Annotated in this window: 20 protein-coding genes; 16 read left to right on the forward strand and 4 right to left on the reverse strand. The window is 70.1% G+C overall.

The features are described 5' to 3' along the window. From eis to ACIBQX_RS47305, 9 genes are all read left to right on the forward strand, one after another. Nucleotides 1-1155 carry an enhanced intracellular survival protein Eis gene (gene eis / locus ACIBQX_RS47265; protein ID WP_397016768.1) on the forward strand — a complete coding sequence of 385 codons (1155 nt, stop codon included), beginning with the start codon at nucleotides 1-3 and terminating at the stop codon, nucleotides 1153-1155. 85 nt (nucleotides 1156-1240) lie between these two features. Beyond that, nucleotides 1241-1786 carry a crossover junction endodeoxyribonuclease RuvC gene (gene ruvC, locus ACIBQX_RS47270; protein ID WP_397016886.1) on the forward strand — a complete coding sequence of 182 codons (546 nt, stop codon included), beginning with the start codon at nucleotides 1241-1243 and terminating at the stop codon, nucleotides 1784-1786. Beyond that, nucleotides 1783-2403: a Holliday junction branch migration protein RuvA gene (gene ruvA / locus ACIBQX_RS47275; protein WP_397016770.1), complete on the forward strand. Its 621-nt coding sequence runs from the start codon at nucleotides 1783-1785 to the stop codon at nucleotides 2401-2403. The genes ruvC and ruvA overlap by 4 nt, the downstream gene beginning before the upstream one ends. Nucleotides 2404-2419: 16 nt before the next feature. Further along, a complete protein-coding gene (gene ruvB / locus ACIBQX_RS47280) occupies nucleotides 2420-3451 on the forward strand; it encodes a Holliday junction branch migration DNA helicase RuvB (protein WP_397016772.1) in 1032 nt (343 codons plus the stop codon). 194 nt (nucleotides 3452-3645) lie between these two features. After that, entirely contained in the window at nucleotides 3646-4029 is a 384-nt protein-coding gene (gene yajC, locus ACIBQX_RS47285; protein WP_397016774.1) for a preprotein translocase subunit YajC, read from the forward strand. A gap of 43 nt (nucleotides 4030-4072) precedes the next feature. Then, nucleotides 4073-5863: a protein translocase subunit SecD gene (gene secD, locus ACIBQX_RS47290; RefSeq protein ID WP_397016776.1), complete on the forward strand. Its 1791-nt coding sequence runs from the start codon at nucleotides 4073-4075 to the stop codon at nucleotides 5861-5863. 1 nt (nucleotide 5864) lies between these two features. After that, entirely contained in the window at nucleotides 5865-6860 is a 996-nt protein-coding gene (gene secF / locus ACIBQX_RS47295; protein WP_397016778.1) for a protein translocase subunit SecF, read from the forward strand. Between the two features lie 184 nt (nucleotides 6861-7044). Continuing rightward, a complete protein-coding gene (locus ACIBQX_RS47300) occupies nucleotides 7045-7566 on the forward strand; it encodes an adenine phosphoribosyltransferase (protein ID WP_397016780.1) in 522 nt (173 codons plus the stop codon). 174 nt (nucleotides 7567-7740) lie between these two features. Beyond that, nucleotides 7741-9930: a RelA/SpoT family protein gene (locus tag ACIBQX_RS47305; RefSeq protein ID WP_397016782.1), complete on the forward strand. Its 2190-nt coding sequence runs from the start codon at nucleotides 7741-7743 to the stop codon at nucleotides 9928-9930. Nucleotides 9931-10355: 425 nt separating this feature from the next. Here ACIBQX_RS47305 and ACIBQX_RS47310 read toward each other — a convergent pair whose 3' ends face one another. The 3 genes from ACIBQX_RS47310 to ACIBQX_RS47320 all read right to left on the reverse strand — a co-directional run bounded on the left by ACIBQX_RS47310 (nucleotide 10356) and on the right by ACIBQX_RS47320 (nucleotide 13904). Further along, nucleotides 10356-11453 carry a cupin domain-containing protein gene (locus ACIBQX_RS47310; RefSeq protein WP_397016784.1) on the reverse strand — a complete coding sequence of 366 codons (1098 nt, stop codon included), beginning with the start codon at nucleotides 11451-11453 and terminating at the stop codon, nucleotides 10356-10358. A 284-nt stretch (nucleotides 11454-11737) separates the two neighbouring features. Then, complete coding sequence (locus ACIBQX_RS47315; RefSeq protein ID WP_397016786.1) at nucleotides 11738-12967, reverse strand: DUF349 domain-containing protein; 1230 nt, start codon at nucleotides 12965-12967, stop codon at nucleotides 11738-11740. Between the two features lie 61 nt (nucleotides 12968-13028). Next, a complete protein-coding gene (locus tag ACIBQX_RS47320) occupies nucleotides 13029-13904 on the reverse strand; it encodes a peptidylprolyl isomerase (protein WP_397016788.1) in 876 nt (291 codons plus the stop codon). 139 nt (nucleotides 13905-14043) lie between these two features. On the opposite strand from ACIBQX_RS47320, the gene ACIBQX_RS47325 reads away from it, so the two are divergent. From ACIBQX_RS47325 to aspS, 3 genes are read left to right on the forward strand one after another with little or no spacing between them, the layout of a single operon-like run. Beyond that, a complete protein-coding gene (locus tag ACIBQX_RS47325; protein ID WP_397016790.1) occupies nucleotides 14044-14724 on the forward strand; it encodes an MBL fold metallo-hydrolase in 681 nt (226 codons plus the stop codon). Beyond that, a complete protein-coding gene (hisS, locus tag ACIBQX_RS47330) occupies nucleotides 14724-15983 on the forward strand; it encodes a histidine--tRNA ligase (RefSeq protein WP_397016792.1) in 1260 nt (419 codons plus the stop codon). Before ACIBQX_RS47325 ends, hisS begins: the two co-directional genes overlap by 1 nt. After that, nucleotides 15980-17716: an aspartate--tRNA ligase gene (aspS, locus tag ACIBQX_RS47335; RefSeq protein WP_397016794.1), complete on the forward strand. Its 1737-nt coding sequence runs from the start codon at nucleotides 15980-15982 to the stop codon at nucleotides 17714-17716. Before hisS ends, aspS begins: the two co-directional genes overlap by 4 nt. 63 nt (nucleotides 17717-17779) lie before the next feature. On the opposite strand, the gene ACIBQX_RS47340 is transcribed toward aspS, so the two are convergent. Beyond that, nucleotides 17780-18667: a peptidylprolyl isomerase gene (locus ACIBQX_RS47340; protein ID WP_397016796.1), complete on the reverse strand. Its 888-nt coding sequence runs from the start codon at nucleotides 18665-18667 to the stop codon at nucleotides 17780-17782. A gap of 167 nt (nucleotides 18668-18834) precedes the next feature. Between ACIBQX_RS47340 and ACIBQX_RS47345 the strand changes: the two genes are divergently transcribed. The 4 genes from ACIBQX_RS47345 (at nucleotide 18835) to ACIBQX_RS47360 (ending at nucleotide 21352) form a co-directional block, all read left to right on the forward strand. Beyond that, on the forward strand, nucleotides 18835-19293 hold the full coding sequence (locus ACIBQX_RS47345) for a DUF2231 domain-containing protein (RefSeq protein WP_397016798.1): 459 nt from the start codon (nucleotides 18835-18837) through the stop codon (nucleotides 19291-19293). A gap of 9 nt (nucleotides 19294-19302) precedes the next feature. Next, nucleotides 19303-20604, forward strand: coding sequence for a replication-associated recombination protein A (locus tag ACIBQX_RS47350; protein WP_397016800.1), 1302 nt, complete (start codon nucleotides 19303-19305; stop codon nucleotides 20602-20604). 158 nt (nucleotides 20605-20762) lie between these two features. Beyond that, nucleotides 20763-21125 (forward strand): DUF948 domain-containing protein, encoded by a 363-nt coding sequence (locus ACIBQX_RS47355; RefSeq protein ID WP_397016802.1) that lies wholly within the window; start codon nucleotides 20763-20765, stop codon nucleotides 21123-21125. Next, the gene (locus tag ACIBQX_RS47360; protein WP_397016804.1) at nucleotides 21122-21352 is read left to right on the forward strand and encodes a hypothetical protein; all 231 of its coding nucleotides are present in this window, start codon (nucleotides 21122-21124) and stop codon (nucleotides 21350-21352) included. Before ACIBQX_RS47355 ends, ACIBQX_RS47360 begins: the two co-directional genes overlap by 4 nt. Nucleotides 21353-21362 lie beyond the last annotated feature (10 nt).

Here is a 21362-nt window from a genome sequence, read left to right on the forward strand (position 1 = left end):
GTGGAAATTCGTGACCTGACGGCCGACGATCTGGACGCCGTACTCGACATTCGCAAGCGTTCCTTCGGCCTGCTGGCGGTCGCTGACGCGGAGACCTGGCGCGCCTCGGTGCTGCCGACCCTGGCGCAGGGCCGCTACCTGGGCGCCTTCGACGGCGACCGGCTGGTGGCGACCGCGCGGCTGCGGCCGTTCACCCAGTGGTGGCACGGCAGGCCGCAGCCGATGGCCGGGGTCGCGGGCGTCACCGTCAGCCCCGAGGACCGGGGGCGCGGCCTCGGCACCACGATCATGCGCGCGGCGGTGGCGCGGGCCGTGTCGTTCGGCGACGCCGTGTCGGCGCTCTTCCCGGCCACCACGCCGATCTACCGCTCGCTCGGCTTCGAGCACGCCGGGGCCCGCTACCAGGTGAGCCTGCCGGCGGAGGCGCTGCGCGCCGTGGTGCCGTCCCAGCAGGTCAAGCTGCGCAGGATGGGCCCCGGCGACGCCGCGGAGGTCGTCTCCGTGCTCCACCGGGTGCACGCCGCGACCCGCGCCAGCGGGCCGATGTCCTGGGGTGAGGACATCTGGCGGCTCTGGCTCGCCGACAAGGACGACTTCCTCTACCTGGCCGACGACGGCTTCCTCGTCTACCGCTGGGACGGCCCCGACATGGAGGTGGACAACCTCGTCGCGGGCTCCGCCGATACCGCCAGGGCGCTGTGGTCGATCGTCGGCAGCTCCTCCTCGGTCGCCAAGCGGATCACCGCCACCGTCGCCCCCGACGACCCGGTGCTGTGGCTGCTGCGTGAGCGGACCAAGGATCAGATCACCCGCGATCCGTGGATGTTCCGCGTGCTCGACCTGCCCGCGGCCGTGCGGCGCAGGGGCTACCCGGAGGTCGTGACCGCGACCGCGGTCGTCCAGGTGAACGATCCGCTGCTGGAGGGCAACACCGGCCGTTGGCGGCTGGAGTTCGCCGAGGGTGAGGGCTCGGCGACCGCCCTGGAGGGGGACGCGGCGGGGCCGGTGCTCACCGTCAACGCCTTCTCCGCGCTGTACGCCGGCATTCCCACTGCCACGCTGCGCGGCGGCGGGCTCATGTCGGGCGACGAGCGATACGACGAGGTGCTCGACGCCGCCTTCGCCGCCAGACCGTACATGCTCGACCACTTCTGACGGGCGTTTCCCGATGCGAGACCGCGCGGGCAGGGGTAGAGTCTCGTGCCGAACAGGTGTTCGGCGGGCGCGGGGAGGCATGCGGGTGCGGGTGATGGGCGTCGATCCAGGACTGACCCGGTGCGGCCTCGGCGCCGTCGAGGGGCGCCCCGGCGCGCCGCTCAGCCTGGTGGCCGTCGGAGTGGTCCGCACCGGGGCCGACGAGGAGCTCGGCGCCCGGCTCGTCGGCATCGAGGCCGGCATCGAGCAGTGGCTCGACGACGTGCGGCCCGACGCGGTCGCGGTGGAGCGGGTCTTCAGCCAGCACAACGTCCGCACCGTGATGGGCACCGCGCAGGCCGCCGGCATCGCCGTCCTGTGCGCCGCCCGGCGCGGCCTGCCGGTCGCGCTGCACACGCCCTCCGAGGTCAAGGCCGCCGTCACCGGCAGCGGCACCGCCGACAAGAAGCAGATCGGCGCCATGGTGACCCGGCTGCTGCGGCTGACCGAGATGCCCAAGCCCGCCGACGCCGCCGACGCCCTGGCGCTGGCCATCTGCCACGTCTGGCGCGGCGGCGTCCAGCACCGCCTGGCCGAGGCCGTGGCCCGCGCCAAGACGGACGCCCGCGCACGAAAGGACCTGCGGCTGTGATCGCGTCGGTGACCGGACAGGTGATCGCGATCGCCCCTGACGGGGCGGTCGTGGAGGTCGGCGGGATCGGCATCCTGACCCACTGCACCCCTGGCACGCTGGCCACGCTCAAGGTGGGGGAGCAGACGCGCCTGGCCACCAGCCTGGTGGTGCGCGAGGAGTCCCTCACGCTGTACGGTTTCGCCACCGACGACGAGCGGACCGTGTTCGAGCTGCTGCAGACGGCCAGCGGCGTCGGCCCCAAGCTGGCCCTGGCCATGCTCGCCGTGCACTCGCCCCAGGCCCTTCGGGTCGCCGTCGCCGGCGCGGACCTCAAGGCGCTCACCCGGGTCCCCGGCATCGGCCAGAAGGGCGCCCAGCGGATCGTGCTGGAGCTCAAGGACCGCCTCGGCACGCCCGAGGAGGCGGTCAACGCCGCGCTCAACGGCGGCCGGCGGGTCGCCGTCTGGCGCGATCAGGTGCACTCCGGACTGGTCGGGCTCGGCTACTCCAGCAAGGACGCCGACGAGGCGATCGCCGTGGTGGAGCCGGAGGCCGAGGCCGATCTCGCCGCCGGCCGCCAGCCTCAGGTGGCGAGCCTGCTGAAGGCCGCGCTGCGTGCGCTGAGCGTCCGATGAGAGCGCGGGTGGACGGGTGACCTACGAACGCGAGCTGGTGTCGCCGGCCGCCGAGAGCGACGATCTGCAGATCGAGGCGGCCCTGCGGCCCAAGCGGCTGGCGGAGTTCATCGGGCAGGCGCGGGTGCGCGAGCAGCTCTCGCTGGTCCTGGAGAGCGCGCTGCGCCGGCAACGGCCGCCCGACCACGTGCTGATGAACGGCTCGCCGGGGCTCGGCAAGACCACCCTGGCCATGATCATCGCAGCCGAGCTGAACGCGCCGCTGCGCATCACCTCGGGGCCCGCCCTGGAGCGCGCCGGCGACCTCGCCGCCATCCTGTCCACGCTGGCCGAGGGCGAGGTGCTGTTCATCGACGAGATCCACCGGATGGCCAGGCCCGCCGAGGAGATGCTCTATCTCGCGATGGAGGACTTCCGGGTCGACATCATCGTCGGCAAGGGGCCCGGCGCCACCGCGATCCCGCTCGAGATCGCGCCGTTCACCCTGGTGGGCGCCACCACCAGGGCGGGGCTGCTGCCCGCGCCGCTGCGCGACCGGTTCGGTTTCACCGCGCACATGGACTTCTACGACGTCGAGGAGCTCGAGCGGGTGCTGGAGCGCTCCGCCAGACTGCTGGGCGTGACGCTGCCCGCGGAGGGGGCGCACGAGGTCGCCAGGCGCTCGCGCGGCACGCCCCGCATCGCCAACCGGCTGCTGCGCCGCGTGCGTGACTTCGCCGATGTGCGGGCCGATGGCGTGATAAATCGTGAAATCGCGTCGGCGGCGCTCAATCTTTATGAAGTCGACGCCGAAGGGCTCGACCGGCTCGACCGGGCGGTGCTCGACGCACTGCTGCGCAAGTTCGGCGGCGGGCCCGTCGGGCTGTCCACCCTGGCCGTGGCCGTGGGGGAGGAGCCGGAGACGGTTGAGGTGGTGGCCGAGCCGTTCCTGGTGCGTCAGGGCCTGCTCGCGCGCACCCCGCGCGGCCGGGTCGCGACCGCCGCGGCGTGGGCGCACCTGGGCTTGACGGCTCCGCCGGATGCGTTCGGAGCTACACTTTTCGACTGATTACAGAATGGTTGCAACCATTTCAAATCGGGAACTTCCCCGCGCGCCGAAACGCTGCTTCGTTGCCGCGTTTCGCAACAACCGCCTACACTCCGTGCCTTGGCTGGCTGTGTAGGCTGACGGGCTGAGCGGCGCGGCCCGAAGCAACGCACGGAATTTCCGGCGCGAGGCCGGTGTCAACTTCTTGTACGACGATGGAAGGTCGCCCTCTTATGGACATGGGACAACTCAGCAGCATCCTGCCGCTGATTCTGCTGGTGGTGGTGTTCTACTTCCTGCTGATCCGTCCTCAGCGCAAGCGGCAGCAGGAAGCGCTCAAGATGCAGAACTCCCTGGCGCCCGGCGCTCGCGTCATGACGACGACGGGCCTGTTCGCCACCGTGGTCGCAGTGGAGAACGAGGACGTCATCCTGGAAGTGGCGCCCGGCATCGAGACCCGCTGGGTCAAGGCGGCCATCGGTCGGGTCGTCACCCCCGGTGACGAGCCCGTGGACAAGGTCGACAGCGACACGGACGACGAGAAGGATACAAGTGTGGAGCCCAACGGCGATCAGGACTCCAGCAGTAAGCAATCCTGACTAGGCTCTCCACCCGACTCCTATCTGAAAGAACTGACGACCAGTGGCCCGACCGACCAGCAGCCACAGCAAGCCGGGGCGCACGCTCCTGCTGCTCCTGGCGCTCATCCTCGCCCTGGGCGGGACGATGTTCCTGCAGCAGGCGTTCACGCCGAAGCTGGGGCTAGACCTCGCCGGTGGCACGACGGTGACACTCTCTCCCGTCACCCAGAACGGTGCGGCTCCACCTGAGGAGATCCTGGACCGCGCGGTCAACATCATCCGGACCCGGGTCAACGGGACCGGTATCTCCGACGCGGAAGTCGCCAAATCAGGCGACAACATCATCATCTCCATCCCCGGCGTCGGGCAGAGCGAGGCCATCGCGCTGGTCGCCACCACCGCGGAGCTCCGCTTCCGTCAGGTGATGGCCATGGAGGCGACGCAGCTGTTGCAGGATCAGCTGGCGACCGAGGCTCCGACCCCCGGCGCCTCGCCGTCCGCCGCGCCGAGCTCCTCCTCGTCGTCCACGCCGACGAAGTCGGTCCAGCCCCAGTCGAGCACGTCACCGGCCGCGCGGCCCTCGACCTCTCCCACGGGCAAGGCGCTGTCGTCGGCCCTGACCTCTCCGGCCCCGGCCCCGACGGCGACCGAGACGAAGAAGCAGCCCAACAAGGGCGACAACGGCAGGAAGGCGACGCCGACGCCGAGCCCGTCCGCTCAACCCGAGCAGGACCCCAACGCCGGCATCGACACCACGGGCATCGACCCGGCGGTGCTCAAGCAGTTCCACGAGCTTGACTGCACCGACCCGAAGAAGCGCGGCCAGGGCGTCCAGGACGACCCCAACAAGCAGTACGCCGGATGCGAGTCCGACGGCACCTTCAAGTACGTCCTCGACGTGGCCAAGGTGGTCGGCACCGACATCGACACCGCCTCCTCGGGCGTCCAGCAGGGCAGCACCGAGTGGGTCGTCCAGCTCGACTTCAAGAGCAAGGGCGCCACCGAGTGGAGCAAGCTGACCTCCACGGCGTTCAACTCGCAGGAGCCGCGCAACAAGGTCGCGGTCGTCCTCGACGGCGTCGTGATCACCGCCCCCAACATCATCAGCCCGATCCCCGGCGGGCGCGCCGAGATCACCGGCGGCTTCAACCAGAAGAGCGCGGGTGAGCTGGCCGAGCAGCTCAAGTACGGTGCGCTGCCGCTGAAGTTCGAGCGCAGCTCCATCGAGACGGTCTCCTCGACCCTCGGCCAGGACCAGCTCCGGGGCGGCCTGATCTCCGGCATCATCGGCCTGGCGCTCGTGGTCGTCTACTCACTGCTCTACTACCGCGGCCTGGGCATCGTGGCCGTGCTGAGCCTCGTGGTCGCCTCGATCCTCACCTACACGGCCGTGGTGGTGCTCGGCCAGAACGCCGGATTCCGGCTGTCGCTGCCGCACATCATCGGCCTGGTGGTGTCCATCGGCATCACCGCCGACTCCTTCATCGTCTACTTCGAGCGCATCCGTGACGAGATGAAGGAAGGCCGGCGGACGCTGCGCGCGGCCGTCGAGGTGGCCTGGGTCCGCGCCCGGCGCACGATCCTGATCGCCGACGCCGTCATGTTCATCGCCGCGGTCGTGCTCTACGTCCTGGCCGTGGGCGGTGTGGCCGGGTTCGCGTTCGCGATGGGCCTGACCACGCTGATCGACGTCGTCGTGGTGTTCATGTTCACGAAGCCGTTCATCGCGCTGCTGGCGAGAATGAAGTTCTTCGCCAAGGGGCATCCGCTGTCCGGCCTCGACGCCGAGCGCATGAGCGTCAGCCCGTCGTCCGGCGCCGCCGGCCGCAAGACCACCCCGCAGGAGGCCTGAGATGGGACTAGGGCGTCGCCTCTACCGCGGCGAGATCGATGTCGACTTCGTCGGCCAGTGGAAGCTGTGGTACAGCCTCTCCGGCCTGCTGCTGGTGATCTCGCTCGCGGGCTTGCTGATCAACGGCCTCAACCTGGGCGTCGAGTTCAAGGGCGGGTCGGTCTTCTCCTTCCAGCCGCAGTCCAGCGTCAGCGTCGAGGAGGTGCGCAGCACCTTCAGCGAGCAGGGCGTGCACCAGCCGATCGTGCAGACCGCGGGAGTGCGCTACCGGGTCACCACCGAGACCCTCTCCGAGAGCACCACGCTCAAGATGCAGGATGTGATCGCGAAGGAGTACGGCGTCCCGGTCAAGGACGTCAACATCCAGTCGATCGGCGCGTCCTGGGGCGGTGAGGTCTCGGAGAAGGCCTGGATCGGCCTGGGCGTGTTCATGCTGGCGATCATCCTGTACCTGTCGATGGCGTTCGAGCCGAAGATGGCCGTGGCGGCGATCGTCGCGCTCGTCCACGACCTCGTCATCACCGCGGGTGTCTACGCCTGGTCGGGCTTCGAGGTCACGCCGGCGACCCTGCTGGGCTTCCTGACCATCCTCGGTTACTCGCTCTACGACGCGGTCGTGGTGTTCGACATGATCAAGGAAGTCACGGCCAAGCTGGGTGCCACCTCGAAGCAGACGTACTCGATGGCGGCCAACGACGCCCTCAACCACACCCTGATCCGATCGCTGAACACCTCGCTGGTCGCGATCCTGCCGGTCGCGGCGATCCTGTTCATCGGCACCACGGTGCTGGGCGCGGGGACGCTGAAGGACCTGTCGCTGGCCCTGTTCGTCGGCATGATCGTCGGCACCTACTCCTCCCTGTGCGTCGCCACCCCGCTGCTGGTGACGCTCAAGGAGCGGGAGCCGAAGTATCAGGCCATCGCCAGGAGGATCGCCTCCACCAGCGGCGCCAAGGGAGCCAAGGGCTCCAAGAGCGCCGCGGCGGCCAAGGGCTGACCTGTTCCGCACCGACGCCCCCGTCCAGGTCCAGGGCGGGGGCGTCGTCATGCCCGGCCGCCCCTCAGCGGGCGTGTGCGCCCCTGGCGGCCCGTGGCGGGGAATCGGGGCAGGTGGTCGGAGCAAGGGCCGTCATGGGCCATCATGGAGCCCGTCAGGCGTGGGACCTGCCCGAGGAGTAACGGTGATGAGCGAGCTGAGCACGACGATCCTGGAGCGCATCCGGGACGTGCCGGACTACCCCCAGCCGGGAGTGCTGTTCAAGGACATCACCCCCCTGCTCGGCGACCCCGTGGCGTTCGCGGCCGTGGTGGACGAGCTGGCCGGGCTGCACGAGGTGGACAAGATCGTGGGAATCGAGGCACGCGGGTTCATCCTGGCCGCCCCGGTCGCCTACCGCACCGGCGCCGGATTCGTGCCGGTCAGGAAGAAGGGCAAACTTCCTGCCGCGACCCTGGCGGAGTCCTACGATCTGGAGTACGGCTCCGCCACCATCGAGGTGCACCACGACGCCTTCGAGCCGGGCGAACGAGTGCTGATCATCGACGACGTGCTCGCCACGGGCGGCACCGCGGCGGCGACCGTGGAGTTGGTGCGCAGGGCCGGCGCGGAGGTGGTGTGCTTCGCGGTGCTGATGGAACTCGCCTTCCTCAAGGGGCGCGAGCGGCTGACAGGAGTGGAGATCCGCTCCCTGGTGATCGTCTGAGCGGGCCCGCGGCGGGCCAGGTTCGCCGCCTGGATACACTGGGGGATCTGGACTCGAACGTAAGGAGTCTGTGTGCCCCGTGATGTGGTCGTGCCCGACGTAACGGACGCAGGCAGTGCCGAGACGGTCTCCGGCGCGCCCACCGCACGTCGCAGGCGCTTTGGGGGTGGGGCCATGAATCCGGTGCTGGAGCCGCTCTTCAGGACGGTCCGGGCCACCCACCCCAAGGCCGACCTGCGGCTGATCGAGCGCGCCTACGACGTGGCGGCCTACCACCACCGCGACCAGAAGCGTAAGAGCGGCGACCCGTACATCACGCACCCGCTGGCCGTGGCGACGATCCTGGCCGAGCTCGGCACCGACGACGAGACGCTCTGCGCCGCCCTGCTGCACGACACGGTCGAGGACACCGCCTACAGCCTCGACGAGCTCCGCGCCGACTTCGGCGACACGATCATGTCGCTGGTCGACGGCGTCACCAAGCTGGACAAGGTCAAGTTCGGCGACGCGGCGCAGGCCGAGACGGTGCGCAAGATGGTCGTCGCCATGTCGCGCGACATCCGGGTGCTCATCATCAAGCTGGCCGACCGGCTGCACAACATGCGCACCATGCGCTATCTGCCCGAGCACAAGCGCCACCAGAAGTCCCGCGAGACCCTGGAGATCTTCGCGCCGCTGGCCCACCGCCTCGGCATGAACACGATCAAGTGGGAGCTCGAGGACCTGGCCTTCGCCATGCTCTACCCCAAGCGCTACGACGAGATCGCCCGGATGGTGTCGGAGCGGGCCCCGCGCCGGGACCTGTTCCTGCAGGAGGTCATCGAGAAGGTCTCCGGCGACCTGCGCGAGGCGAAGATCCGCGCCGTGGTCAAGGGCAGGCCCAAGCACTACTACTCGGTCTACCAGAAGATGATCGCCCGCGACGTGGCCTTCGACGACATCTACGACCTGGTGGGCATCCGGGTCCTCGTCGACAGCGTGCGCGACTGCTACGCGGCGCTCGGCACGATCCACGCGCGCTGGAATCCGGTCCCCGGCCGGTTCAAGGACTACATCGCGATGCCCAAGTTCAACATGTACCAGTCGCTGCACACGACGGTGATCGGTCCCGAGGGCAAGCCGGTGGAGCTGCAGATCCGCACCCACGGCATGCACCACCGGGCCGAGTACGGCGTGGCAGCCCACTGGAAGTACAAAGAGGAGGTCGGCGGGCCCGGCCCCACGGGCAAGGTCAAGCCGGGCAGCGACATGGCCTGGCTGCGCCAGCTGCTCGACTGGCAGAAGGAGACGTCCGACCCCGGCGAGTTCCTGGAGTCGCTGCGCTTCGACCTGTCGGTGTCGGAGGTCTACGTCTTCACCCCGAAGGGCCAGGTCATCGCCCTGCCCGAGGGGGGCACGCCGGTCGACTTCGCCTACGCCGTGCACACCGAGGTCGGCCACCGCTGCATCGGCGCCCGCGTCAACGGCCGTTTGGTGCCGCTGGAGTCACGGCTCGGCAACGGCGACACCGTGGAGATCTTCACCTCCAAGTCGCCCGACGCGGGCCCCTCACGGGACTGGCTGAAGTTCGTCAAGTCCGGCCGCGCCCGTAACAAGATCCGCCAGTGGTTCTCCAAGGAGCGCCGCGAGACCGCGATCGAGGCGGGCAAGGAGGCCATCGGCCGGGCCATGCGCAAGCAGGGCCTGCCGCTGCAGCGGCTGATGTCCGGCGAGGCGCTGCTCGCGCTGGCGCGCGACCTGCGCTACCCCGACGTGTCGGCCCTGTACGCCGCCGTGGGCGAGGGCCACACGGCCGCGCAGACGGTCGTCCAGAAGCTCGTGGCGTCCATCGGCGGGGTCGACAGCGCCGAGGAGGACATCGCCGAGACCTCGCTGCCGACCCGCCTGCGCGGTCGCCCCCGGGGCGGCGGCGCGGGAGTCGTGGTGGCGGGCGACGCCGACGTGTGGGTACGCCTGTCCAAGTGCTGCACCCCGGTGCCGGGCGACGAGATCGTCGGCTTCGTCACCCGCGGCCACGGCGTGTCCGTGCACCGCGCCGACTGCACCAACGTGGAGCAGCTCAGGGAGCAGCCGGACCGGCTGGTGGAGGTGAGCTGGTCGCCCGGGGACGACAGCGTGTTCCTGGTGGCGATCCAGGTGGAGGCGCTCGACCGGCCCCGCCTGCTGTCCGACGTCACCCGCACCCTGTCCGACCAGCACGTCAACATCCTGAGCGCGTCGGTCACCACCTCGCGCGACCGGGTGGCGATCAGCAAGTTCACCTTCGAGATGGGCGATCCGAAGCACCTGGGGCACGTCCTCAAGGCCGTGCGCGGCATCCAGGGCGTCTTCGACGTCTACCGGGTGAGCGGCGCCGGCAGCTGAGCGAGCCGCCTTTCCGGCCGGTTCGGCCGCTCGCCGTAGGAACGGCCGCCGAACCGGCCGTGGGCCTGTTTGTTAGCCGTCGGCTTGGTTCGGGCGCTCGTCGTACAGGATTGATGGCTTGTCGCGGCCGGCTGCGTCTTCTTTCTTTTACGGCCGGCCTGGTTCGGCCGCTCGTCGCACGGGGCTGAGGGCCTCCAGGGGAACGGCCGCTGACCGGATGACGGCGGGCCGCCGTAACGCGAGAATGGTCGCCCATTCACCGGGTGAGTTGTCATCCGTCCACCACCAGGGTCCAGCGCCGTCAGCCCTGTCAGCCCCGTCCCCGCCAGCCCGCCAGCCCGCCAGCCCGCCCACCGTCAACCCGTGCTGCCGTCTACCCGTCGGCCTTACTGGGGGCTGGGGCTAGGTGTTTGTCGGTGTTTGGGTCAGTGGTGTCTGAGGTCGGGGAGGTTGATGACGATGGCCTCTTGGGTGCTGCGGGCGATGACGACGACCGCTTCTCGGGACGGGTCCGGATTTTCCTCCCGATGGGGGACATAGGGCGGCACGAAGATGTAGTCGCCCGGCTCGGTGTCGATCCGGGTCTCCTGTCCGTTGTCCGGGTCCAGGAAGACGAACGACGGGGTCCCGTCCACCACGTAGATCGCGGTCTCCGATCTGCCGTGATGGTGGTCGGCGGATCGGGAGGCGGGAGCGACATGGGTCTGGCCCATCCAGAGTCGCCGCGCGCCCGTCGTGCTCCGGCCGATCGCGGCCAGCCTGCGCATGCCCGACGTCTGCGCCGTCCGGCCCGACAGCTGGGCAGCGGTGATGTGGCGCAGCGGCCGGTGGAAGGCGTCCCCGGCGACCTGGTAGCCCTCCCACAGGCGGCCGCCCGCCCGGTCGAGGACACGGGAGGCCACGGCGGCCAACGCCCCGGGGTTCTCACGTGCGGCGAGGAGCTCTTCGGCGAGCGCCGGATCGTGGGCACGCAGCTCGCGCAGCAGCCACTTGCCGCTGCCGTGCCAGCCGCCCGCCAGGGACAGCGCCAGTTTGGCGGTCTCCTGGACGGCGTTCCAGCCGATGAACGCCCGCTCGCCCGGATCCGTCGCCCCCGACAGGTCGTCCAGGAGGTCCGTCAGGACGTAGCGGGCCCGGTCCAGCTCCGCCGGCTCCTGAGCGGCCGGCCCGGCGGCCAGGCGGGCGCGTAGCTCCTGCTGGAGCGCGGTGGCGCGGCCGCCGCCCCGGTCGACGAGCACGACCCCGTCCGCGCACATGCGCAGAAGTGTCGGCCGGCGGCGCTCGGCGTCCTGGTCCAGGTAGGCGGTGAGGCTGGTCTGGCTGTGCGTGAACAGCTCCACCGGCCAGTCGCGCCACCGGCGTGACTCCCGCTGCGGCCGGACGAGGCCGTCGAGCACGACCACCACGTCCAGGTCCGAGGTGGCGGTGCGGCGCCCGTTCACCACGCTGCCGCCCAGAAAGGCGTACAGCGCGTCCGGGAACAGCTCGTCGACGAGGGCTCGCGCGTCCGTCACGGCATCCATACGACCACCCTAGACACGCGGAAGCCCGTCCGTCGCAGCCCGAAGCCCACGCCGACGCCCACCCGCTGCGGCCCGGAGCCGACGCCCGTCCGCCGCGGCCCGAAACGCACGCCGACGCCCACCCGCTGCGGCCCGGAGCCGACGCCCGTCCGCCGCGGCCCGAAACGCACGCCGAACCGGCGGGCCGCCCGTCCCGCGGACCGTAAGGGCCGGTGTCCGTCCCCGATCACGGGGCCGGACACCGCCTTTCCGGCGGCGCCCGGCGGACACCGACCCGTCAGGCGTTAACTGAACTCCGCCAGGGTGCGCTCGGCCTCCTGGAGCCAGGAGAGGCGGGCCGTGATGGCCTCCTCGGCCTCCTTGACGTCCTTGGCCCGGCCGGCGGCCTCCGCCTTGGCCCGGCGCTTCTCCAGCTGCTCGATCGAGGTGCGGAGCTGGTCGACCGTGCTCTGCGCGCGGGCCCTGGCCTCGGGGTTGGAGCGCTTCCACTCGGCGTCCTCGGCCTTGCGCACGGCCTCGTCCACCTTGCGGAGCCCGCCTTCGAGCCGGTCACGCTGCTCGCGCGGCACCGGCCCGGCGGCCTCCCAGCGCTCCAGGAGATTGCGCAGCGTCGCCCTGGCGGTGCGCGCGTCGGTGACGGGCAGCAGCTTCTCGGCCTCGATCAGCAGCTCCTCCTTCACCTCGGCGTTGGCCGCGAGCGAGGCGTCACGCTCGGCGAAGACGGCCGAGCGTGCCTGGAAGAACTGGTCCTGGGCGCCCTTGAAGCGCGCCCACAGCTCGTCCTCCACCTCGCGCGAGGCCCTGCCCGCCGTCTTCCAGCGCTGCATGAGGTCCCGGTAGACGGCCGCCGTCTGCGCCCAGTCGGTGGAGTCCGCGATCGCCTCCGCCTCGGCGACGATCGCCTCCTTGGCGGCCCGAATCCCCTCACGCTGCTCGTCGAGGCCCGCGAAGTAGACCTTGCGCCGCTTGGCGAAGGCGGTGCGGGCGGCCGACAGCCGCTTCCAGAGCGCGGCCTCGGTGACCCGGTCGATGCGGTCGGCGGCCTTCCACTCCTCGACCAGCTGGCGCAGCCGCTCGCCACCCGACTTCCAGTGGGTGGTCTCCTCGGCGATGCGCTCGGCCTCGGCGACGATGCCTTCCTTTATCGTCCTGGCCTCGGCGCGTGCCTGCTCGCGGGCGGCCTTGACCTCCTCGCGGCGCTTGGCGACCAGCTCCGTCAGCCCGTCGAGACGTGCTGTCAGAGCCGCCAGGTCGCCGATGGCGTGCGCGTCGGCCACGGCTTCGCGCAGCTTGACGATGCTGGCCTCCGCCTGCGCCGGAGCCAGGTCGGTGCCCTTGACCCGCTGCTCCAGCAGTTGGACCTGTCCGGCCAACTCGTCGTACTTGCGATGGAAATAGGCCAGTGCCTCTTCGGGCTCACCGGCCTGCCAGGACCCGACGGCCCGCTCTCCCTCAGCCGTACGCACGTAGACGGTGCCGTCGTCGTCTACCCGGCCCCACGGGTCGGTGCTCACCGTGTCCTCCCGCACTTTCCATCAGACCCTTCGGGACTACTCGCCCCTAGTTTGTATTACGTCAGCTCTTGCCGCTGATTGTCACGTCTTTGATTTCGACGGTTTCCTTCGGCGCTCCGGTGCCATCGCCCGAATCGCCGATGACGCCCGCCTTGTTTACCTTGTCCAGGATGTCGAGTCCCTTGGTGATCGTACCCACCGGCGTGTAATCGGGGGTGAGCCCGATGTCGCCATATACCAGGAAGAACTGGCTTCCTGTCGAGCCCGGCGCCGAGGTCTTGGCCATGGCCATCACCCCGCGCTTGTAGGCGGCGCCCTTGAGGTTCTCCTCGACCATCACGTAGCCGGGGCCGCCGGAGCCGTCCTGCGCGCCCTTGCCGTCGGCCTTGGCCGTCGGGTCGCCGCACTGCAGCATCGGGAACTTGGCGTTGCCCAGCCGGTGGCACTTGCTGCCGTCGTAGAACTTCTTGTCCGCCAGGTGCTGCAGCGAGTTGACCGTGCACGGCGCCTTGGAGTTGTCGAGCTCCACCACGATGTCGCCGAGGTTGGTGTCGAGCGTCATGGTCTTCGTGGCGGGCTTGAGCTTGACCTTCGCCGGCGGCATGCCGACGTCCTTGACGTTGCCGCCCGTGGTGTCGGCGACGTACCCGCAGGTGCCGGTCGCGGCATCGTACGGCTTGGGCTGGGCCGCAGGCGCCGCCGAGGCGGTGTCCTGTGGCGCCGAGGCCGTCGGCGAGGCGGCCGCGTCGGTCGGCTCGTCGCCGCCGCCCAGCAGCGCGACCGCGGCGACGATGCCGCCCACCACCACGACGACTCCCACCGTGGAGCCGATGATGGCCGTGCGCTTGTTACGCTGCTCGCGCTCGAGACGGCGCTGGAGCTGCCGCTCATGGTGCTCGCGTGCCAGCTGCTTCTGCCGGTCCTTCCCCGTGGCCACCGCTTTGCCTCCCATAGTGAATCAACTGAGGTGGGCGAATCGTATCGGCCAACGGGTAATGATTCGCAGCCCGGCGACCCGCACCGGTACCCTTCGGTTACATTCCCATTGGCTTTTTTGACGAGATCAGCTGAGGCAGATGCTCATCGCAGGCTTCCCCGCAGGGGCCTTCCAGACCAATTGTTACGCCGTCGCGCCCGCCGCGGGCGAGGAGTGCGTGATCGTCGACCCTGGTCAGGACGCCGTGGAGGGGATCGAGGAGATGGTGCGGGAGCACCGGCTCAAGCCGGTCGCGGTCCTGCTGACGCACGGCCACCTCGACCACGTCTGGTCGGTGGCGCCCGTCTGCGGCGCGCGCGACATCCCCGCCTGGATCCACCCCGACGACCGCCACCTGCTGAGCGATCCCTCCGCGGGACTGTCGCCGGGCAGCGCCTCGATGTTCGGCGGCCTCACCCTCAGTGAGCCCGACGACGTGCGCGAGCTCTCCGACGGGGCCACGCTGCGGCTCGCCGGGATGGAGCTGGTGGTCGATCACACGCCCGGCCATACCAGGGGGTCGGTGAGCTTCCGGTTGCCCGCCGAGGACATCATGTTCGCGGGCGATCTGCTGTTCGCCGGCTCCATCGGCCGCACCGACCTGCCGGGCGGCGACTTCCCGACGATCCTGCGCAGCCTGGCGGCCAAGTGTCTGCCGCTGCCGGACGATACGGTCGTCCTACCGGGCCACGGACCACAGACCACGATCGGCCACGAGCGCGCCACCAATCCTTATCTCAAGGAGGCCGCGCCGCACGCCGGTCCCACACGAGGGATCTAATGAGCTTCCAAGCACCCAAGGGCACCTTCGACTGGCTGCCACCCCGCTCCGAGCAGGTCCTCGCCGTCCGCGAGGCTCTCGTCGCCCCGGTACGGCGAGCGGGCTACGGCTACATCGAGACGCCCGTCTTCGAGGACACGCAGCTGTTCGCCAGAGGCGTGGGGGAGTCGACCGACATCGTCTCCAAGGAGATGTACACCTTCCCCGACAAGGCCGGCCGTTCGCTGACCCTGCGCCCCGAGGGCACCGCGTCCGTGGTGCGCGCCGTGCTCCAGCACAACCTGCACAACGGGCAGCTTCCGGTGAAGCTGTGGTACTCAGGCAGCCAGTTCCGCTACGAGCGTGCCCAGAAGGGCCGCTACCGCCACTTCTGGCAGGTCGGAGCCGAGGCGCTCGGCTCCGAGGACCCGGCGCTCGACGCGGAGCTCATCGTGCTCGCCGCCCAGGGCTTCGCCGCGCTCGGCCTGAAGGACGTGCGGCTGCTGCTCAACTCGCTCGGCGACCGGACCTGCCGCCCCGCCTACCGGGCGGCGCTCCAGGAGTTCCTGCGCGCCCTCGACCTCGACGAGGACACCAGGGCCCGAATCGAGATCAACCCGTTGCGGGTGCTCGACGACAAGCGGCCCGAGGTACAGGCCCAGCTCGGCGGCGCGCCCTTGGTGGTCGACCATCTCTGCGCCGCCTGCAAGAGCTACCACGAGGAGGTCCGCGCCCTGCTGACCGCCGCCGGCGTCACCTTCGAGGACGACCCGCGGCTCGTGCGCGGCCTGGATTACTACACCCGCACCACGTTCGAGTTCCTGCACGGCGGGCTCGGCTCCCAGTCGGCCATCGGCGGCGGTGGCCGCTACGACGGGCTGAGCGAGATGCTGGGCGGGCCGCCGCTGCCCAGCGTCGGCTGGGCGCTCGGCGTCGACCGCACGTTCCTGGCCATGGAGGCCGAGGGGCTGATCGCCGAAGCCGCACCGGGCCGCGTCCAGGTGTACGGTGTCGCGCTGGGTGAGGACGCCCGCCGCCGGATGTTCCTGCTCGTGCACGAGCTGCGCCAGGCGGGTGTCAGCGCCGACATGGCCTTCGGCGGCAAGGGGCTCAAGGGCGCGATGAAGGGCGCCGACCGCTCCGGGGCGCGGTTCGCGCTGATCCTGGGCGAGCGTGACCTGGCGGCGCGAGCCGTACAGCTGAAGGACCTGACCACCGCTGAGCAGACCGAGGTGCCGCTGGCCCAGGTCGTTGACGTCTTGAAGGGGAAAGTGCAGTGATCCGCACGCATACGGCCGGGTCGCTCCGCAAGGAGCACGCCGGGCAGCAGGTGACGCTCGCAGGATGGGTGGCCCGCCGCCGTGACCATGGCGGCGTGGTCTTCATCGACCTGCGCGACGCCTCGGGCTCGGCGCAGGTGGTCTTCCGCGAGGAGGACCACGCCCACGACCTGCGCGCCGAGTACTGCGTGAAGGTCGTCGGCCAGGTCCGGGTCCGGCCCGAGGGCAACGAGAACCCCGAGCTGGCCACCGGCGCGATCGAGGTCGTGGCCGACACGGTCGAGGTGCTCAGCGAGTCGGCGCCGCTGCCGTTCCCGATCGAGGGGAATGCGGGCGTGTCGGAGGAGGCGCGGCTGAAGTACCGCTACCTCGACATCCGCCGCCAGCAGGTGGCCCAGGCGATGCGCACCCGGTCCAAGGCCACCTACCTGGCCAACGAGGTGATGCACGAGCTCGACTTCGTCTACGTCGAGACGCCGACGCTGACCCGCTCCACGCCCGAGGGCGCCCGCGACTTCCTGGTGCCCGTCCGGCTGCAGCCCGGCAGCTGGTACGCCCTGCCGCAGTCGCCGCAGCTGTTCAAGCAGTTGCTGCAGGTGGGCGGTCTGGAGCGCTACTACCAGCTGGCCAAGTGCTACCGCGACGAGGACCTGCGGGCCGACCGCCAGCCGGAGTTCACCCAGATCGACGTGGAGATGTCCTTCGTCGACCAGGAGGACGTCATCGAGGTCGGCGAGAAGCTGATCGGGCGGCTCTGGCGGGAGATCCTCGGCTACGAGATCCCGCTGCCGCTGCCGCGCATGACCTACGCCGACGCTATGGCCCGTTACGGCTCCGACAAGCCCGACCTGCGCTTCGGCCAGGAGCTCGTGGAGATGACGGACTACTTCGCCGAGACCTCCTTCCGCGTCTTCCAGGCCGACTACGTGGGGGCCGTGGTGATGCCCGGCGGGGCGTCGCAGACCCGTAAGGAGCTCGACGGCTGGCAGGAGTGGGCGCGCAGCCGCGGCGCCAAGGGCCTGGCCTACGTGCTGGTCCAGCAGGACGGCACGCTCGGCGGCCCGGTGGCCAAGAACCTGTCGGAGACGGAGACCTCGGGTCTGGCGGCCAAGGTCGGCGCCCAGCCGGGCGACGCGGTGTTCTTCGCCGCCGGGGCCAGGAGCGCCTCGCGCGACCTGCTGGGCGCGGCCAGGCTGGAGATCGGCCGCCGCTGCGGCCTCATCGACTTCTCGCAGTGGTCGTTCCTGTGGGTGGTCGACGCGCCGATGTTCGAGGAGGACGGGGAGGGCGGCTGGACCGCCGTGCACCACCCGTTCACCGGTCCCAAGCCCGAGTGGGCCGACACCTTCCAGGACCATCCGGGCGAGGCGCTGGCCTACGCCTACGACATGGTCTGCAACGGCATGGAGATCGGCGGCGGCTCGATCCGTATCCACCGCGCCGAGATGCAGCAGCGCGTCTTCGACGTGCTCGGCATCTCCAAGGAGGAGGCGGAGAGCAAGTTCGGCTTCCTGCTGGAGGCGTTCAACTACGGCCCGCCCCCGCACGGAGGCATCGCCTACGGCTGGGACCGGATCTGCATGCTGCTGTCGGACGGCGAGTCCATCCGTGACGTGATCGCGTTCCCGAAGACGGCTTCGGGCTTCGACCCGCTCACCGGCGCGCCCACGCCGATCACGGCGGGCCAGCGCAAGGAGGCGGGCGTCGACGCCCGGCCGAAGACGGAGGCGTAACGGCTTCCCCGGTCAGAGCGGTCAGGGCTACGGCAGGCGTCCACGGGACGCCTGCCGTACTCGTCAGGAGAGCGTGACCTTCTTGATGATGATGGGGGTCTTCGGGGGCGAGGAGCCGCCGTCGCCGGTGATGTCGTCCTCGTTGACGATCACGCCGTCCTCGGCGACCTTGTCGATGATCTCCAGGCCCTTGCTGACCATGCCGAGCACCGAGTACGCCGGATCGATCTGGGTGTTCTCGTCCGACATGGAGATGGCGAACTGGCTGCTGTTCTGCCCGACCGCGTCCGGGGCCTGCGTCAGGAACACCACGCCGCGCGCGTAGGGGACGAGGCCGACGGCCTCGTCGCCGAAGACGTAGCCGGCCGTGCCCTGGCCGTCGGTGGGGTTCTTGCCGTCGGCCTTGGCCTTCGGGTCGCCGCACTGCAGCAGGTACAGCCCCGTCGTCTCGGGCTTGGCCAGGCGGTGGCACTTCGTGTTGTCGTAGAACTTCTTCTTGGCCAGGAAGGCCATCGAGTTCACCGAACACGGGGAGACGGCCGGGTCGACGTCGATGACGATGTCACCATGGTTGGTGGTGATGGTCATCTTCTCGAGCTTCATGTTGGGCTTCTTCGGCGGCATGCCGACGTACTTCATCGGCACGTCCGAGGTGTCCCGCTTGTACGTGCACGTCACCGGGCCGGTCTTCTTGGGCGCCGGGGTCGTCGCGGCCGGCAGCGGGGCCGACGGTGTGGCGGAGGCCGAGGTCTCGGCGGCCACGGGCTTGGACGGCTCGCCGCCGACCATCGTGGTGACGGCGAAGATCCCGCCTGCCACCACCGCTACGGCCACGCCCGCGCCGATGAAGGTGTTACGCCTCGCTTTGGCGGCCTGTTCGGTGGCGCGCTGCGCCTGCCGTTCCTTGTGCTCCCGCGCCAATTCGCTCTGGCGGTCGTCGTCGCCGCTCACCGGTATGTCCTCCATCTTTGCCTACACATGACCCGAACAACACGGGAATGCTACCGGCCCTGAAATGTGCTGCACGTAAGTGACAGAAAGTGACCATTGTGGCGAGACCGCTCGGGAGCCGTAAGGTTCGGGGAGACTAGTTCAAATTGAAACTAAGGAGCCCCGACATGTTCGATGAAGTCCTCGGTCTGCCGGTCCACGCACTGGTCGTCCACTTCGCAGTGGTTCTGACCCCATTACTCGTCGCGGTCGCCGTAGCCTACGCCCTCGTGCCCCGCTGGCGCCCGTCCACGGCATGGGCGGTGATCCTGCTCGCGCTGGCCTCGCCCGTGGCGGTCTTCGCCTCCTTCGCGAGCGGTCCCAGGCTGCTGGAGGCGCGCTTCGCCACCGCCGAGGGAACGCTGGCCGGGAACATCGCCACGCACGCGTCCTTCGCCGTCCCGCTGCTGCTGTCGGTCCTCGGGCTCGGCGCCGCCTCGCTGATTCTGGTGTACGCCTCGCGCGGCGACCGCTTCGGCAAGTCCGGCACGACGGTGCTGTCGGGCCTGACCGTGGTGCTGGCACTGGCCGCCGCCTATTACGTCTTCCGCGCCGGCGACTCCGGAGCAAGGGCCGTGTGGGGGTAGCCTCACGTTGTGGAGAGTTTGTTCGACGCGGCGGCTGAGGACGCCACACCGCAGCCGCTGGCCGTCCGCATGCGCCCCCGCACGCTCGACGAGGTGATCGGCCAGCGGCACCTGCTCGGCCCGGGCACCCCGCTGCGCCGGCTGGTCGAGAGCGAGGCGCCGATGTCGCTCTTCCTGTGGGGGCCTCCGGGCACCGGCAAGACGACACTCGCCTACGTGGTGTCCAACGTGACCAAGCGCCGCTTCGTCGAGATCTCCGCCGTCTCGGCGGGCGTCAAGGACGTCCGGGCCGCCATCGACAACGCCCGGCGCGAGCTCGGCATGAGCGGCCGCCAGACGGTGCTCTTCGTCGACGAGGTCCATCGCTTCAACAAGGCCCAGCAGGACGCCCTGCTGCCCGCCGTCGAGAACCGCTGGGTCACCTTCATCGGCGCCACGACCGAGAACCCGTTCTTCTCCGTCATCTCGCCCCTGCTGTCACGCTCGCTGCTGCTCACGCTGGAGTCGCTGACCGACGACGACATCGGCGCCGTCCTGCGGCGCGCGGTGACGGACGAGCGCGGGCTCGGCGGGCGCGGCACCCTCGCCCCCGAGGCCCTCGACCACCTCGTCCGGCTGGCCGGCGGCGACGCCCGCCGATCGCTGACCTACCTGGAGGCGGCGGCCCTGCTCGCCGACGACATCACGATCGAGGTGGTGGAGAAGGCCGTCGACAAGGCGGCCGTCCGCTACGACCGGCAGGGCGACCAGCACTACGACGTGATCAGCGCCTTCATCAAGTCGATGCGCGGCTCCGACGCCGACGCCGCCCTCCACTACCTCGCCCGCATGATCGAGGCGGGCGAGGACCCCCGCTTCATCGCCCGCCGCATCGTGATCTTCGCCTCCGAGGACGTCGGCCTGGCCGACCCCACCTGCCTGCAGACCGCGGTCGCCACGGCCCAGGCGGTGCAGCTCATCGGCCTGCCCGAGGGGCAGATCAACCTCGCGCACGCCGTCATCCACTGCGCGCTGGCGCCCAAGTCCAACGCCGTCGTCAAGGCCATCGGGGCGGCCGTCGGCGACGTGCGCCGGGGCCTCATCGGCCAGGTCCCCGGCCACCTGCGCGACGGCCACTACCCGGGGGCGGCCAAGCTCGGCCACGGTGACGGCTACAAGTACCCGCACGACTTCGACCACGGTCTGGTGCGCCAGGACTACGCCCCCGAGCAGGTCCGCGACCGGCGCTATTACGAGCCCACCACCCACGGTGCGGAAGGCCCGGTCGCCGAGCGCTGGGCGAAGATCCGCGATTTCCTCCGGGGCGCCTGACCTCCTCCACGAGGTGACACCCGCGGTGGGCCGCCGTGACCCGCCGCACCGGAGAAGAGCGTGGCGGGATGCCGAGTTTGCGTCGGCCTCACCGACCTTGTCGCCAGGACGCGATAGGGTCTTGCCGTTCCGGCCCAGCGTACGAGGGAGATGAGCGGATGCTTACCGCTGGAGAGGTCGCCGGTCTGATCGCCGCCGCGGGCTGGGTGGTCCTGGTCTGCGTGCTCGTCATGGTGCTCGTCAAGCTCGCCAGGCTGCTCAACGCGACCACCAAGGCCGTCTCTGAGCTCAACGCACGCCTGACGCCGCTGCTCGACGACATGAGCGTGACGGTCAACGAGACCAACAGGCGGCTCGCCGCGGTGGAGGCCATCGCGCGGGACGTCAAGCAGGTCAGCGGGCACGCCGCCAAGCTCAGCGCCGTGACGCAGACCATCTTCACCGGGCCGCTGATCAAGGTCTCCGCCCTCGGTCACGGCGTGCGCCGGGCCATCGAGGCCCGCAGGGCGGTGCGGCGATGATCAGGCGGCTGTTCTACATGTCGCTCGGCGCGCTCCTCACCCTGTGGGTGATGCGCAGGCTCCAGGCGCTGCATCCGACCCATGTGGCCCGCCGGACCGTCGGCGGCGCGGCGGACATGCTCACGCGAGTGAGAGACTTTACATCGGACGCGCTCGGCGAGGCAGCCGGCCGCGAAACCGAGTTGCGGGCCCACTTCGGCCTCGGCAACGCTGAAACCAACGACTAAAGCAAAGGAT

This window comes from Nonomuraea sp. NPDC049714 (genome assembly GCF_044465295.1).
Classification (GTDB): Bacteria; Actinomycetota; Actinomycetes; order Streptosporangiales; family Streptosporangiaceae; genus Nonomuraea.